Origin of the sequence: Streptomyces huasconensis, from assembly GCF_021028635.1 — a bacterium.
GTDB classification, from domain to species: domain Bacteria; phylum Actinomycetota; class Actinomycetes; order Streptomycetales; family Streptomycetaceae; genus Streptomyces; species Streptomyces huasconensis.
In genome coordinates, this window is sequence record NZ_CP086119.1 from 5,638,256 (window position 1) to 5,652,081 (window position 13,826).

The window sequence follows — 13,826 nt, forward strand, 5'->3', positions numbered from 1 at the left end:
CACGCCACCCGGCACCACAACGCCGACGTCGTCGTTCAAGGAGGGCCCCCGTGACCAGCACGGCCGACCCGCAGCAGACACCCCCGGCCCCCGCCGCCGAGCGGGACCGCACGCATTACCTCTACATCGCCGTGATCGGCGCCGTACTGCTCGGCATCGCCGTCGGCTTCCTCTGGCCGGAGTTCGCCAAGGAGCTGAAGCCGGTCGGCGCGGGCTTCGTGAATCTCATCAAGATGATGATCTCGCCGATCATCTTCTGCACGATCGTGCTCGGCGTCGGCTCGGTCCGCAAGGCCGCCAAGGTCGGCAAGGTGGGCGGGCTCGCGCTCGCCTACTTCGTCGCCATGTCGGTCGTCGCGCTCGCCATCGGCCTCCTCGTCGGCAACATCCTCCACCCGGGTTCGGGCATCGACCTCGCCGACTCGGACAAGGGCGCCGGCCACGACGCGGCCGACGAGGCGGACAAGGGTCTCGTCGACTTCGCGCTCGGCATCATCCCGAAGACGCTCGTCTCCGCCTTCACCACGGGCGAGGTGCTCCAGACGCTGCTCGTCGCGCTGCTCGTCGGCTTCGCCCTCCAGGCCATGGGGCGTACGGGCGAGCCGGTGCTGCGCGGCATCGAGCACATCCAGAAGCTGGTCTTCCGGGTCCTCGGCATGATCATGTGGGCCGCTCCGGTCGGCGCGTTCGGCGCGATGGCCGCCGTCATCGGCGAGACCGGCGCCGACGCCCTCAAGGCGCTCGCCACGATCATGATCGGGTTCTACGTCACCTGCGCGCTGTTCATCGTGATCGTGCTCGGCACGCTGGTGCGCGTGGTGGCCGGTGTGAACCTCTTCCAGCTGCTCAAGTACCTGGGCCGCGAGTTCCTGCTGATCCTCTCCACCTCCTCCTCGGAGTCCGCGCTGCCGCGGCTCATCGCGAAGATGGAGCACCTGGGCGTCAGCCGCCCGGTCGTCGGCATCACCGTCCCGACCGGCTACTCGTTCAACCTCGACGGCACCATGATCTACCTGACCATGGCCTCCCTCTTCATCGCCGAGGCCATGGACCAGCCGCTCGGCCTCGGCGAGCAGATCTCGCTGCTGCTCTTCATGATGATCGCCTCCAAGGGCGCGGCGGGCGTCTCCGGTTCGGGCATCGCGGTCCTCGCGAGCGGCCTCCAGTCGCACAAGCCCGCCCTCGTGGACGGCGTCGGCCTGATCATCGGCGTCGACCGCTTCATGAGCGAGGCCCGCGCCCTCACCAACTTCGCGGGCAACGCGGTGGCCACGCTGCTGATCGGCACGTGGACCAAGGAGGTCGACAAGGAGCGGGTCTCGGCGGTCCTCGCCGGCCGCCTCCCGTTCGACGAACGGACGCTGGTCGACGACGGGCACGGCCCCGGGACGCCGGAGGCCGCCGACTCCGGGGCGGAGCGGCGCAGCGAGGACGGCAAGGAACCGGTGAAGGTGTAGCCGCCGCCCCTCCCCTTCGGCTGTCCCTTCGTCATAGCGTGGCGTGGGCGCAGAGGCTCAGGGACGGACGGACGGGCGGAACGGGGGCGGGGACCGGGATGCAAGGGCTCGAAACAGCGCTCGTCCGGCTGGCGGTGACGGCCCTGTCGACACTGGCCAGGTCGGTGGTGACACCGCAGCCGGGGGCCGGTCTCGTCACGGGCCGCGTACGGCCGTTACCGAAGCCCGCGAGCCCGGAGAGACTGGCCCGGGTGCTGTCCGGCCGCATCAAGGGCTCGTACGCGCGGCTCCCGGAGAACGAGCGGCTCGCGGCGGTGGCCGCCGTACGGGACGCCTTCGCGGCGGCCGGGACGCTGGACGCGGAGCGGCTGTTCGCGGTGGACCTGGAGCCGCGACGGCTGGCGGCGGAGATCCGCCGCCCCGTGCCCGACCTCACCGAGGAGGCCCAAGGGCTCTACGCCGCGCTGCTGGAGCTGTGCTGCGCGCACTTGATCGAGCAGCTCACGGCGCACCCGTCCTTCGCGGCGCGGGCCGCGGTGGAACAGACCCGGCGCACCGGAGAGTTACTGCGCGAGAGGCAACCGGCGGCAGCATCGGCCGCGTCGGACTTCGAGCGGCGGTACGCAGGGTTCCTCGCCGAGACCCACAGCCGCCTGGAGCTGTTCGGCGTCACCCTGGCCGGACGCACACGCGCCGAGTGGTCCTTGGACACCGCCTACTTGAGCCTCGCGGTGAGCGGAGACCGGCCGCACGGCCCGCAGGCCGAGGAGGACGGCCTGCCGGGTGGCGCCGCGCAGCCGGCCGTACGCGTGGAGCAGGCGCTGGCGGGCGGCCACCGGCTGATGCTGCGCGGCGCGGCGGGCTCGGGCAAGTCGACTCTCGTGCAGTGGCTGGCCCTGAACGCGGCACGGCAGAGCTTCGGCCCCGAACTGGCCGACTGGAACCGCTGCGTGCCGTTCGTCCTGCGGCTCCGGTCCTTCCGGCTGCCCGAGGCCTTGCCGATGCCCGAGGACTTCCTCACCACGTCGGGTGTGCCGCTGCGGGCGCCCGAGGGCTGGGTGCAGGACATGCTGGACAGCGGACGGGCGCTGGTGCTGGTGGACGGCGTCGACGAAGTGCCGGCCAAGCTCCGCAACCGTACGGAGAGCTGGCTGAGGTCCCTGATCGCGGCGTTCCCCCATGCGCGTTACGTGGTGACCACCCGTCCCTCGGCGGTCCCCGAGGACTGGCCGCCGGGGCAGGGCTTCACGGCGTACACCCTGCTGCCCATGGAACGGGACGAGGTACGCGCCTTCATCGCGCACTGGCACGACACGGCCCGGCGCGAGTGCGCGGCACCGGGCGAACAGGACGTGCTGCACCGGTACGAGTCCGGCCTCGTCGAAGCGGTGACGACCCGGCGCGACCTGGGCCGCCTGGCCACCAACCCGCTGATGTGCGCCCTCCTGTGCGCCCTCCACCGGGACCGCCGCATGCACCTGCCGCGCGCCCGCAAGGAGCTCTACGACGCGGCCCTTGACCTGCTGCTGATCCGGCGGGACACCGAGCGCGAGGTCACGTCCGTCGAGGGCGTCTCCCTCTCCCGCGACGAGCAGACCGCGCTGCTGCAACGGCTGGCCTACTGGATGATCCGCAACGGCCAGGCCGAGGCGGACCGGCAGGACGCCGTCGCCATGCTGGACGAGTGGCTCGCGGCGATGCCGCAGGTACGCGCGCAGGGCGACGCCGAGCAGGTCTTCACCCACCTGCTCATCCGCAGCGGCCTGCTCCGCGAACCCGTCCCCGGTTCCGTCGGCTTCGTGCACCGCACCTTCCAGGACTACCTGGGCGCGAAGGCGGCGGTCGAGGCGCGCGACTTCGGGGTGCTGGTGCGCAACGCCCACGACGACCAGTGGGACGACGTGGTGCGGATGGCGGTGGGGCACGCGCGCGTGGAGGAACGTACGCGGCTGCTGCGGCAGTTGCTGCGGCGCGCGGAGAAGGTGCGCAGGCACCGGGAGCGGCTGGTGCTGCTGGCGGCGGCGAGTCTGGAGCATGCGCCGGAGCTGGAGCCGGAGGTGAGACGGGAGGTGGAGGAGCGGACGGGCGAGTTGATGCCGCCGGAGACCTTCGCCCAAGTGGAATCCCTCGCCAAGGCGGGGCAACTGGTACTGGAATTGCTACCGGGGCCCGAGGGGCTGACCGACCGGCAGGCGGCTGCGGTGGTGCGCACGGCCGAACGGGTCGGGGGAGACGCGGCGCTGACGGTGATCTCCCGGTTCCGCTCCGACCAGCGTCCCTTGACGCGCTCGGCACTGGGCAACGCGTGGTCGGCCTTCGACACCCGTGAGTACTTCGAGGCAGTCCTTGAGGGCAACGTGGGGGGCGACCAAGTGGTGCCCATCACCAGGACGGAGCAGCTGGCGTTCCTTACGCGACTGCCGGAACTGACCGATCTCAACCTCTTGGGTGATCACGGCCTGCCGGACATGGTGCTGGAGCACCTACCCATGAAGTTCCTGCTGTTCTGGGAGAACCCCTCGCTCATTGACCTCTCCGGCCTCAGGCGGCTGCCGCACCTGGAGGCCCTGAGCTTGAGCCGTTGCCCGTCAGTCACCGACCTGCGCGCACTGTCCGGCCTGCGTCTGCGTGACGTCTTCCTCTACTCGCCGTCGGTCCCGATGTCGTTGACGCCGCTGGCCGACATGCCCGAGCTGCGCCACCTGGTCTTCGACTTCGCGCCGGTGGAGAAGGCCTTGGACGACTTGCCGTTCGCCCCTCAACTCACCGGCCTCGGGTTTCTCCAGCAGGCCTCCCGGATGCGGTTGTCCGGGCTCGAAGCCCTGACCTCCTTGCGCTGGCTGACCGTCAACGAGGACCACCAGTGGCGCGCCCTCCTGTCGGCCGGAGCTTTCTCCCCGCTGTCCACGCTTCAGATTCTGGACGTGCCACACGTCGATCTGTCCGCTCTTGTGGCGCACCGGCAACTCGCCAGCCTTTACCTCAGGCTTGCCCACCAGGTCGACGGAATCACCGCGCTCGCCGAGCTGCCCCTGCTGGAGTCCGTCCGCTTCGCGGACTGCGGTCCGCTCGATCTGACGCCCCTGGCGCATCTGGAGAACGTCACCGTCACGCTGCACAACTGCCCCCAGGTCACCGGCCTCGACCTCTTCCCACCGGAACGCCTGTTCATCGAGTGATCCGCGGGGCGGCGCGGCACTACCCCAGCCCCCCGACGATCCCCCGCACCCTCTCCACCGGAACCCCCGCCGACAGCAGCGCCGTCGACGCGGCGGCGCGGCCCGCGTCGCCCGGGGGGAGCAGGCCGTCGTTCACGGCCTCCATCAGGCCGAAGAGCTGCTGCTCATGCACGTACGCCAGCGCGGCGGGCGGCAGGGAGGAGGTGAAGGAGCCGTCCGCGAGGCCGGCCCGCAGGAGTTCCACGCACTTGGCGCGGACCGGGGCGAGGCGCTGCCTGATGCCCTCCATCGCGACGCTGCGCTGCGCGAGGCCGACCAGGAGGCGGTAGCCGTCGGCGATCTCCCAGACGGCGACCATGGAGTGGGCGAGCGACTCGGCGGGGTCGTCGGACTGCGCCCGCCCGGAGGCGTGGGCGGCGGCGACCGCCTCGACCGCGCCGTCGATGAGCGCGCCGATCAGCGCCTCCCGGCTCGGGAAGTGGCCGTACACGGTCCTGCGCACGACGCCCGCCGCCCGCGCGATCTGGTCCATGGACGCGTCCGGATCGCGGAGGAGTTCGGCGAGGGCGACCTCCAGGATGCGGCGGCGGTTGGCGTCGGCTCGGCTCATGGCGTCCATTCTGCACGCGCGCGTCAGGGGGCCCGCCTCGTCCGTTTTGCACAGCCGTGTGCAGTGGCGTAAATTGCACACCAGTGTGTAATTGCACAGAGCTGTGCAAGGTCACCGGACAGCAAGAACGCGCAGCAGCAGGAAGGGTGAGGCTTCGGTGGCTGTACTCATGAAGCAACCGGTCGACGAGATGAAGGGGCCGTACGCGCGCCGCTGGTGGGCGCTGGGCGTGCTCTGCCTGAGCCTTCTGATCATCGTCATGGCGAACACGGCGCTGACCGTCGCCGCCCCCGACATGACCAAGGACCTCGGTCTCTCCAGCTCCGACCTCCAGTGGGTCATCGACGGCTACACCGTCCCGTACGCCGCGCTGATGCTGCTGCTCGGCGCCATCGGCGACAAGTACAGCCGCCGCGGGGCGCTGGTGCTCGGCCTCGTCGTCTTCGGCGCGGGCTCCGTCGCGGGCTCGCTGGTCGACAGCTCGGGCGGGGTCATCGCGTCCCGCGCGGTGATGGGCCTCGGCGCGGCGATGATCATGCCGGCCACGCTGTCGCTGCTCGCAGCCACCTTCCCGCGGGCCGAGCGGGCCAAGGCCATCGTGCTGTGGACCGCCACCGCCGGTCTCGCGATCGCCGCGGGGCCGCTGGTCGCGGGCGCGCTCCTGGAGGACCACGGCTGGTCCTCGACGTTCCTGATCAACGTGCCGGTCGCCGTCCTCGCGATCGCCGGCGCCTTCGTGCTGATCCCGCCGTCCAAGGCCGGGCACCACGACCGCATCGACTACGTCGGCGGACTGCTCTCCGTCATCTGGACCGGCGCGCTGGTCTACATGATCATCCAGGGTCCGCACTTCGGCTGGGACGCCAAGGCGATCTCCGCCGCCGTCGTCGCCGGCATCGGCCTGCTGGCCTTCGTCGCCTGGGAGCTGCGCCACCCGCACCCGATCCTGAACGTCCGCCGCTTCCTCGACCGCCGCTTCGCCGGCTCGAACCTCGCGGTGGCGCTGTTCTTCCTCGCGGTCTTCGGCGCGTTCTACTACCTGACCCAGCACCTCCAGTTCGTCCTCGGCTACAACCCGCTGGAGACGGGCGTGCGCATGCTGCCGCTCGCGGGCGCGGTCTTCGTGGGCTCGGCGCTCACCGGCTTCCTGACCCCGCGCATCGGCATGAAGATCACCGTGTCGGCGGGCATGGTCGCGGGCACGGTGGCGCTCGCGCTGCTCACCCAGGTCGACGTGTCGTCCTCGTACGGGGACTTCGTCGCCCCGCTGATCGTCCTCGGCCTCGCCATCGGCCTCGCGCTGTCGCCCTGCACGGACGCGATCATGGGCGCGTTCCCCGAGTCGGAACTCGGCGTCGGCGGCGCGGTCAACGACACGTCCCTGGAGCTCGGCGGCTCGCTCGGCATCGCCATCCTCGGCTCGGTGCTGGCGAGTTCGTACTCCTCGAAGCTGGCGGACGCGGCTTCGGCCTCCGGGACCAAGCTGCCCGACGGCACGCTGGAGACCGCCCAGGACTCGGTCGGCGCGGGCTACGCCGTCGCCCAGGGCATCGGCGACAAGGCGCACGCGGTGGCCGAGAAGGCCGCCCACGCCGGTTCCCAGGAGCAGGCGGCCCAGCTCAAGGGCCAGGCCGAGCAACTGGCCCAGGGCGCGGGCAAGATGGCCGACGCGGTCAGCTCCGCCTTCTCCGACGCGGTGGCGCACACCAGCCTGGTCGGCGCGGTGATCCTCGGCGTCGGCACGGTCCTGGTGGCGGTGCTGCTGCCGCGCAAGGGCCGGGACGCCGAGCCGGAGGCCGACGCGCAGGCGCCGGAGCCGGTCGCCGCCGGGTCCGGACGCCAGAAGTAGCGCGGCCGGGCACCGGCAGGAGCACCGGGACGGGGCAGGGAGGACGAACCTCCCTGCCCCGTCCGTCTGTTCGGAGCCCGCCGCGGCGGGCCCGCGACCGGGGGTTATGCTGCGCCGCAGGTACTGGGGAGGGGACGCGTCATGGGTTTTCGCAGGCTGTTCGGGTGGGGGAGCGACGGTGGCGACGAGGAGCCGCCGGAGATCGACACGCAGATCACCACGGTCGCGGTGGTGCCCGGCCGGGCCATCGAGGGGGAGGTCTTCCTCAAGGGCGGCGGCCAAGGCCTCAGGATCGAACACCTGAACCTCGACGTGGTGGCCAAGGGCCGCTACTACGACGGCACGGTGACGGACGACGAGGTGGCCGGTCTGAGCACGAGCCGCTACGCGATCACCGTGGCGCCCGGCACGGAGGAGCGCGTGCCGTTCAAGGGCACCCTGCCGTGGGAGTGCCCGGTCACCGAACTGCGGGGCCAGGCTCTCGGCGTCGACGTGTCGCTGACCACCCGGCTGGCGTGGGAGTCGCAATCGCCGATCAGGGACGTGGACTTCCTGCACATCGCGGCGCCGCCGCTGTACGAGGCGGTCCTGGACGCGTTCGGCGAGGCGGGCTACCTCGTCGACGGCTCGCAGCTGATCGACGAGTACATCCCCGACGTCGAGGCGCGCAGGGGCATGCACCAGATCTTCTTCCTCGGCGACCGCTCGCGGGGCGCGCACCGCTTCGGGGAACTGGAGGTCGTCTTCCTCCAGAACGTCGTCGGGGCCCTGGTGTACGTCCGCCGCGCGGCTCGCTCCACGTTCGAGTGGTCGGAGAAGCCCCCGGCGCGTACCTTCGCGGTCGCGCACCACGAGGTGGGGCAGGCCGACCTGGCCGAGCGCGTACGCAAGGCGCTCGACGAACTGCCCCTCATCGGCGGCTAGGCGAGGCGCCCGCCATGTCCTCCGCTCCCTGCCTGGCCTGCGCGCTGGCCGCCGGCACGGCCCCGCTCCCCGGCGGCACCCTGCTGCGGACGGCCCACTGGACCGTCGAGCACTGTGTGGGGCCGCTCGGGGTCGGTACGTTGCTGGTCAAGCCCCTGCGGCATGTCACGGGCCTGCATGAGCTGACCGTGGAGGAGGCCGCCGAGACGGGACCCTTGCTGTCCCGCGTCGCCGCCGCGGTCCGGGCCTGCGCCGCGGAGTGCGAACAGGTGTACGTCTGTCTCTGGTCGCACGCCGGGCGCACCCCCGGGCACCTCCACTTCGTCGTACAGCCCGCCCGTACGCCCGACATCGAGCGGCACGGCGGTGCGTACGGGCCCGCCCTCCAGGCGGCGATGTTCCGCGCGGGCGAGCAGCCCGACATCGAAGCGGTCGGGGAGTTCTGCCGCCGCGCACGGAAGGCCCTCGCGCCACAGGGGCCCGCCGAGGGCTGAAGGGTCCCGCGAGACGTCATACCGGAGAAGTCCCGTCGGCCATTGACACCACTCCGGGTGGAGTACTACGTTCTTACCACTTCAGGCAGAGTACAACGAACGACGTAAGGAACCGCGGCTGACCGGACGCCCGGACCTCCCGACCGACCACGACCGCCGCCCCCCAGGAGCCCGCATGCGAAAGCTCGTCTACTTCATCGCCGTCAGCATCGACGGGTTCATCGCCGGGCCCGACGGCTCCGACCCCACGGGCCCCGACGGCTTCTGGCCGGTCGCCCAGGACTACATCCAGCACCTCGCGCAGACGTACCCCGAGACCCTGCCCGCCCCGGCCCGGCAGGCCCTCGGCGTCACCGCCGAGGGGACGTGCTTCGACACCATCCTCGAAGGCCGCAGGACGTACATGAACGGCGTGGACGCCGGTTTCGCCGACTGCTACCCGCACTTGAGGCACTACGTCTTCACCCGCACCCTCACCGAGAGCCCCGACCCCCGCGTCGAACTCGTCGCCACCGACCCGGTCGCCAAGGTGCGCGAGCTGAAGCGCGAGGACGGCAAGGACATCTGGCTCTGCGGCGGCGGCGAACTGGCCGGGGCGCTGCGCGGCGAGATCGACCGCCTGGTCGTCAAGCTGGCCCCGCTGACGCTGGGTACGGGCACGCCCTTGTTCGGCCGCGGGGCCGCCGCCTTCGCGCCCGTGCTGTACGACCGGACGGACGCCGTCGTCCTCGACAGCGGCACGGTCTTCCTCACGTACGACAAGAAGGCCGGCGGCGACGCCTAGGGCCTGTCTGACAATTCCCGTCTGCCTCGCGACGCCATGCACGCACTCTCGCCGCACCGGGCGCAGAGCCAAGTACATCCAGTACGAGGCCCTATGCCCGGCACGCCGAGAGCACGCACCTGACGCCGCGAGGCCGCCCTCCGGGCGACGACGGGAATTGTCAGACAGGCCCTAGGCGGCGGTCGCGGCGGCGAGGCGGTGTCCCTCGCCCGCCGCCGCCCGCAGCAGCACCGCGGCCAGCTCGTCCGGGGTGGAGAGCATCGGCCAGTGCCCGGTGGCCAGTTCGAAGAAGGTAGCCCCCGGGCCGGCCAGCCGCTGGACCAGCGGCATCCCCGAGGCCACGAGGGCTTCGAGCGCGGCGATGTCCATCGTCCCGCCGACGGTGCAGAAGACGCCGGTCACCGGGAGCGCGGCGACCGCCCGCGAGATCCGCAGCGGCTGCGTGGCCGGACCGATCGGCATCGGCGAGGCCAGGCGCGCGATCCGGGCGAGCCCTTCGGGACCGACGCCCGCGAGGTTCCCCTGCGCCCGCCACTCCTCGGCCGTGGGCGCGGGGACCCGCCAGCCGTCCTCGGCCCGGTCGGCCAGGCCGAGCATCCGCTCGCGGGCCTCCCCGGCGGGCATCAGCTCCCGGATCTGGTCGAGCATGGAGCGGCCGTCCTGCGGCAGCGGCGAGTCCAGGTGCACGAGGCGGGCGATCCGCTCCGGACGCCGGTCGGCGGCGCCCACCGCCGGGTAGATGCCGTAGCAGTACCCGACGAGCACCACGTCGTCCGCGTCGACGTGGTCGATCGCCTGGACCACGTCCTCGATGTGCGTCTCCAAGTCGGTGTCAGGGCCCGCCAGATGGCGGCGGTCCCCGAGCCCGGTCAGCGTCACCGGGTGCACCTCGGCGCCCCCCGCGCGCAGCGGCGGTGCCACGTCCCGCCAGACCCAGCCCCCCGTGTAACCGCCCGACACCAGCACGAACGCCGTCATGATTCCTCCCGATACGACCTGGGTACGCCGTTGCCCGCGCGGCCGGGCCGACCGCCCCGCCGCGCTCGCCCGTACGCTAGGAACTCCCCCTGAGGGAGGTTCAAGTCGTGCCGGAAGACGGCGAGCGCGGGGAAGACGGCCGGTGGAGCATCGGGCAGCTCGCCGAGCGGGCGGGCGTCACCGTCAAGACCGTCCGCTTCTACTCCGACCGCGGGCTGCTGCCCGAAGCCGCCCGCAGCGGCGGCGGCCACCGCCGCTACGGACCCGAGGCGCTGGAGCGGCTGCGCCTCATCCGTTCCCTGCGGAACCTCGACCTGCCGGTCCGTGACGTCAGCAGGGTCCTGGCGCAGGACGCAGCGCAGGACGAGGCGCTGGAGGAGGTCGTGGAGAGCCAGTTGCGCGACGTCGGCACCCGCCTGACCGCCCTGCGCTGGCGGCAGGCCGCCCTGCGCCTGCTGCGCGACTGCCCCGCCGAGGAGCGCGCCGAGCGGCTGCGGCTGGTCGGCGGGCTGCCGACGCCGCCCAGCACGGCCGCGCTCGCGAGGTTCTGGCGGCGCTGGCTGCCCGCGCGGCTGCCGGCCCGCGTGGTGTCGGCGGTCGTCGAACAGGCGGTCCCGCAGCTGCCCGAGGACCCGGCCCCCGCCCAGGTGCTCGCCTTCGCCCAGATGCACGCCTTCGTCTCCGGCAGCTGCTTCGACTCGGGCCCACGCCCGGACAGCGGCCGGCCCGAAGTGCACCTGCCGGGCAAGGGCCACCGTCCCGCCGTGCTCTACGAAGGCCTCCCCGAGGCCTTCACGCTGGCCTCCGCGGAGCTGCGGGCGGGCCGGGCACCGCGTCCGGGCGAGGCGCTCGACTGCTTCGTCGCCGTCCACGCCGCCGCCCTCAACGCCCGCGACACCGCCGACTTCCGGCGCGGCCTCGCCCGCATGCTCGCCGCCGAGACCCGCATCGACCGCTACTGGCAGCTCGCCGCCGAGGTCATGAGCCCGCCGCCGGGTCCGCCCGAGCCGACACCCGGAGCCGCCGACAACTGGCTCCGCGCGGCCCTGACCGCCACCGCCGGCCCCGGCCACCGGGCCCGCGCCTCCCGCGGTCGCGCCCCGACCACCCGGATGGACGGCACACCTCCGGCGGACACGGCACGTTAACCGGCGAGAGACCGTCTTCCGGGAGGCAACCTCATGAGCCGCAGCGGGGCCCGCGTACCGGGTGCCACCGGGCCCCGTCACCGGGCCGCGGGAGGACGGACGGACTGGAGGCGTTTCGCGCTCGCCGCGACAGGCGCGCTGGTCCTGGCCGGCGCGACGGTGGCCACCACGACGGCGGCGGCGGTCCCGGTCTCGTTCGCCGTCGCCGGGAGCCCCTTCGCCGTCACGGCGCACCGGCTGGAGGCCAAGGGCGTGACGCAGTTCGCCTCGTTCCGCCAGGAGACCTCCGGGAGGCGGCACGCGGTCGCCGCGGTCGGGCTGGAAGAGGTCGCGCTGTACGGGCTGTGCCAGTCCGCCGTGGCGCGCACGCCGTTGGGGACGGCCACCCTGCGCATCCGGTCCGGCGACCACCGGCCGGTGAAGGCCTCGTCGATGGCGCTGGACCTGTCGTCCATCCGCGGCGACATGCGGTTCCGGGCGGTGGAGATGGGGCGTGACGCCGCCACGCTGCGCGGTGGCGCCCGGGGCGCGTCGGGCACGTACGGCCAGCGGGCGGACGCACTGACGATCCGGCACATGAAGATCGACGCCTGGGCGCTGACCGCCGGGCTGTTCACGCTGGGCGACGCCACCATGGACGTCCGCGCCGGGGAGCGGCCGTGCGCGTGAGGCGAGGGCACCGCCCGCGGGGAGCCATCGCGTGTGTCGCCGTCGCCGGGGTGGAGATCGGCTACTTCCCGCTGGCCCAGGTCGGCCTGCTGCCGGTGCAGGGGGTCAGCGGGGCGGCCACCGTCCTGCTGGCCCTCGCGCTGGTCGGCTGCGCGGCGCGCATGTGGGCCGTGCCGGCGCGCGCCCACTCCAGCGGGGCCGCCGCGATCGTCCTCGGCGTCCTGTCCTATCCGTTCGCCAACCTGGGCGGCTTCCTTCTGGGCATGCTTCTCGCGCTGGTCGGCGGGGCCCTGGCAGTGGCGTGGCGGCCGCCGCCCGTCCAGGCCGCGGGGAGCGGCGGGTGACCCCTGGCCGTGCGCGGTGGTGGCTCGCCGTGGGCGCCGGCCTCACCGCCTCCCTCGCCCCGGCCTGGACGGGCACCGCCACCGGCCCCGGGCCCGCCCCCGCCCCGGACCGTGCCGTACGCGCCGACGGGCCGAAGGACACCGAAGGGGCGAAGGGTGCCGACGTGCCGGAGGGCGCCGCTGGGGGAGGCGACCGCGGCTGCGCTCTCGGCGCGCTGCCTTCCGCGCTGCCGCGGCGCGGGGAGCGCGGGGCGGCGGCGCGAGCGCTGGCCGACTGCCTGGCCACGGCCGCACCGGGGAGGCGCACCGCTGGGCCCGGCGGGACCACGCTGCGGGCGGCCACGCTGTCCGTCACCGGCCTCTACTGCCCCCCTGGTGCGGACGCGTGCCGGGCCTCCTCGGTCCGCCTGACCGGACCCCGCATCCGGTACGGGCAGGGCGAGGCCGCCACCTGCCTGGCCGCCGAGGAGCTGTCGCTGACCGGTACCGTCCTCTTCCGCGCGGCCAGCCTGCACGGGCGGCTCCTGGGCGTGCTGCCGCTGACCGTCGCCACCCGGGCGGTGCCGCCCGTACCCGTACCGTTCCTGCGGCTGGACGCCGTGGTCGCACACGGGCTGTGGATGCAGGCCGGGCAGGGCACGGGCACGGCGGTGACGGCCGGCCCGGGAAGCGGCGCGTGCGGTGCGCCAACTACCCCTGACCGGGCGGCACTTGAGGAGAGGCGTACGGTGGATCGATGACCGGTATCGAGGACCTCGGGCCCCGTGGAGTGGGCGTCGACTTCTGGTTCGACCCCGTCTGCCCGTACACCTGGCTGACCTCGCGCTGGCTCCGCGAGGTGGAGCGGGTGCGGGAGATCGACGTGCGGTGGCGCGTGATGAGCCTGGCCGTCCTGAACGAGCGCCGCGACACCGACCCGGAGGACCCCGAGGGGCTGTACGGGGAGTACATGAAGGCGCACGGCCGGGTCTGCGCCGCCGTCCGCGAGCGGCATGGCAACGAAGCGCTCGGGCGGTACTTCGACGCCCTCGGGCGGCGCGTCCACGAGCGGCAGGACTGGTCGGGCATGACCGCCGCCCTCGCCGAGGTGGGGCTTCCGGCGGAGCTGGAGGACGTGGCGATGACCGCGGAGTACGACGCCGTGGTGCGCGCCTCGCACGCGGAGGCCGTCGCCCTGGTGGGCGCGGACGTCGGCACACCGGTCCTCTCCGTCGAGGGCGTCGGGGCGCTGTTCGGCCCCGTCGTGTCACCGGCACCCAGGGGCGAGGCGGCGGGGCGGCTGTGGGACGGCGTGGTGCTGATGGCGGGGGTGGAGTGCTTCCACGAGTTCAAGCGGCGGTACGGGGAGCCGGACTTCGGCTGAGCGGCAGGCCGCCCGCGGAGGGCCGGG

Annotated in this window: 13 protein-coding genes; 11 read left to right on the forward strand and 2 right to left on the reverse strand. The window is 73.1% G+C overall.

Annotated elements, in window-relative coordinates:
• Positions 1–50: 50 nt before the first annotated feature.
• Positions 51–1,457 carry a cation:dicarboxylate symporter family transporter gene (locus J2N69_RS25795; RefSeq protein ID WP_230902848.1) on the forward strand — a complete coding sequence of 469 codons (1,407 nt, stop codon included), beginning with the start codon at positions 51–53 and terminating at the stop codon, positions 1,455–1,457.
• 98 nt (positions 1,458–1,555) lie between these two features.
• Positions 1,556–4,636, forward strand: a complete 3,081-nt coding sequence (locus J2N69_RS25800; protein WP_230902849.1) for an NACHT domain-containing protein — start codon at positions 1,556–1,558, stop codon at positions 4,634–4,636.
• A 19-nt stretch (positions 4,637–4,655) separates the two neighbouring features.
• Here J2N69_RS25800 and J2N69_RS25805 read toward each other — a convergent pair whose 3' ends face one another.
• On the reverse strand, positions 4,656–5,255 hold the full coding sequence (locus J2N69_RS25805; RefSeq protein WP_230902850.1) for a TetR/AcrR family transcriptional regulator: 600 nt from the start codon (positions 5,253–5,255) through the stop codon (positions 4,656–4,658).
• A 160-nt stretch (positions 5,256–5,415) separates the two neighbouring features.
• Between J2N69_RS25805 and J2N69_RS25810 the strand changes: the two genes are divergently transcribed.
• The 4 genes from J2N69_RS25810 (at position 5,416) to J2N69_RS25825 (ending at position 9,297) form a co-directional block, all read left to right on the forward strand.
• Positions 5,416–7,095: an MFS transporter gene (locus J2N69_RS25810; RefSeq protein ID WP_408056915.1), complete on the forward strand. Its 1,680-nt coding sequence runs from the start codon at positions 5,416–5,418 to the stop codon at positions 7,093–7,095.
• 141 nt (positions 7,096–7,236) lie between these two features.
• Positions 7,237–8,019: a sporulation protein gene (locus J2N69_RS25815; RefSeq protein WP_230902852.1), complete on the forward strand. Its 783-nt coding sequence runs from the start codon at positions 7,237–7,239 to the stop codon at positions 8,017–8,019.
• Between the two features lie 14 nt (positions 8,020–8,033).
• Complete coding sequence (locus J2N69_RS25820) at positions 8,034–8,513, forward strand: hypothetical protein (protein ID WP_230902853.1); 480 nt, start codon at positions 8,034–8,036, stop codon at positions 8,511–8,513.
• 175 nt (positions 8,514–8,688) lie between these two features.
• Positions 8,689–9,297: a dihydrofolate reductase family protein gene (locus J2N69_RS25825; protein WP_230902854.1), complete on the forward strand. Its 609-nt coding sequence runs from the start codon at positions 8,689–8,691 to the stop codon at positions 9,295–9,297.
• A 171-nt stretch (positions 9,298–9,468) separates the two neighbouring features.
• Here J2N69_RS25825 and J2N69_RS25830 read toward each other — a convergent pair whose 3' ends face one another.
• Complete coding sequence (locus tag J2N69_RS25830; RefSeq protein WP_230902855.1) at positions 9,469–10,275, reverse strand: alpha/beta fold hydrolase; 807 nt, start codon at positions 10,273–10,275, stop codon at positions 9,469–9,471.
• Positions 10,276–10,382: 107 nt separating this feature from the next.
• Here J2N69_RS25830 and J2N69_RS25835 point away from each other — a divergent pair, with 107 nt between their 5' ends.
• The 5 genes from J2N69_RS25835 to J2N69_RS25855 are packed head-to-tail and all read left to right on the forward strand — an operon-like array spanning position 10,383 to position 13,799.
• Positions 10,383–11,423, forward strand: a complete 1,041-nt coding sequence (locus J2N69_RS25835) for a MerR family transcriptional regulator (RefSeq protein ID WP_230902856.1) — start codon at positions 10,383–10,385, stop codon at positions 11,421–11,423.
• Between the two features lie 33 nt (positions 11,424–11,456).
• Positions 11,457–12,092 (forward strand): DUF6230 family protein, encoded by a 636-nt coding sequence (locus J2N69_RS25840; protein ID WP_230902857.1) that lies wholly within the window; start codon positions 11,457–11,459, stop codon positions 12,090–12,092.
• On the forward strand, positions 12,083–12,436 hold the full coding sequence (locus tag J2N69_RS25845) for a DUF6114 domain-containing protein (protein WP_230902858.1): 354 nt from the start codon (positions 12,083–12,085) through the stop codon (positions 12,434–12,436). Before J2N69_RS25840 ends, J2N69_RS25845 begins: the two co-directional genes overlap by 10 nt.
• A complete protein-coding gene (locus tag J2N69_RS25850) occupies positions 12,433–13,176 on the forward strand; it encodes a hypothetical protein (protein WP_230902859.1) in 744 nt (247 codons plus the stop codon). Before J2N69_RS25845 ends, J2N69_RS25850 begins: the two co-directional genes overlap by 4 nt.
• Complete coding sequence (locus J2N69_RS25855; protein WP_230902860.1) at positions 13,173–13,799, forward strand: mycothiol-dependent nitroreductase Rv2466c family protein; 627 nt, start codon at positions 13,173–13,175, stop codon at positions 13,797–13,799. Before J2N69_RS25850 ends, J2N69_RS25855 begins: the two co-directional genes overlap by 4 nt.
• The last annotated feature ends 27 nt before the right edge of the window (positions 13,800–13,826 follow it).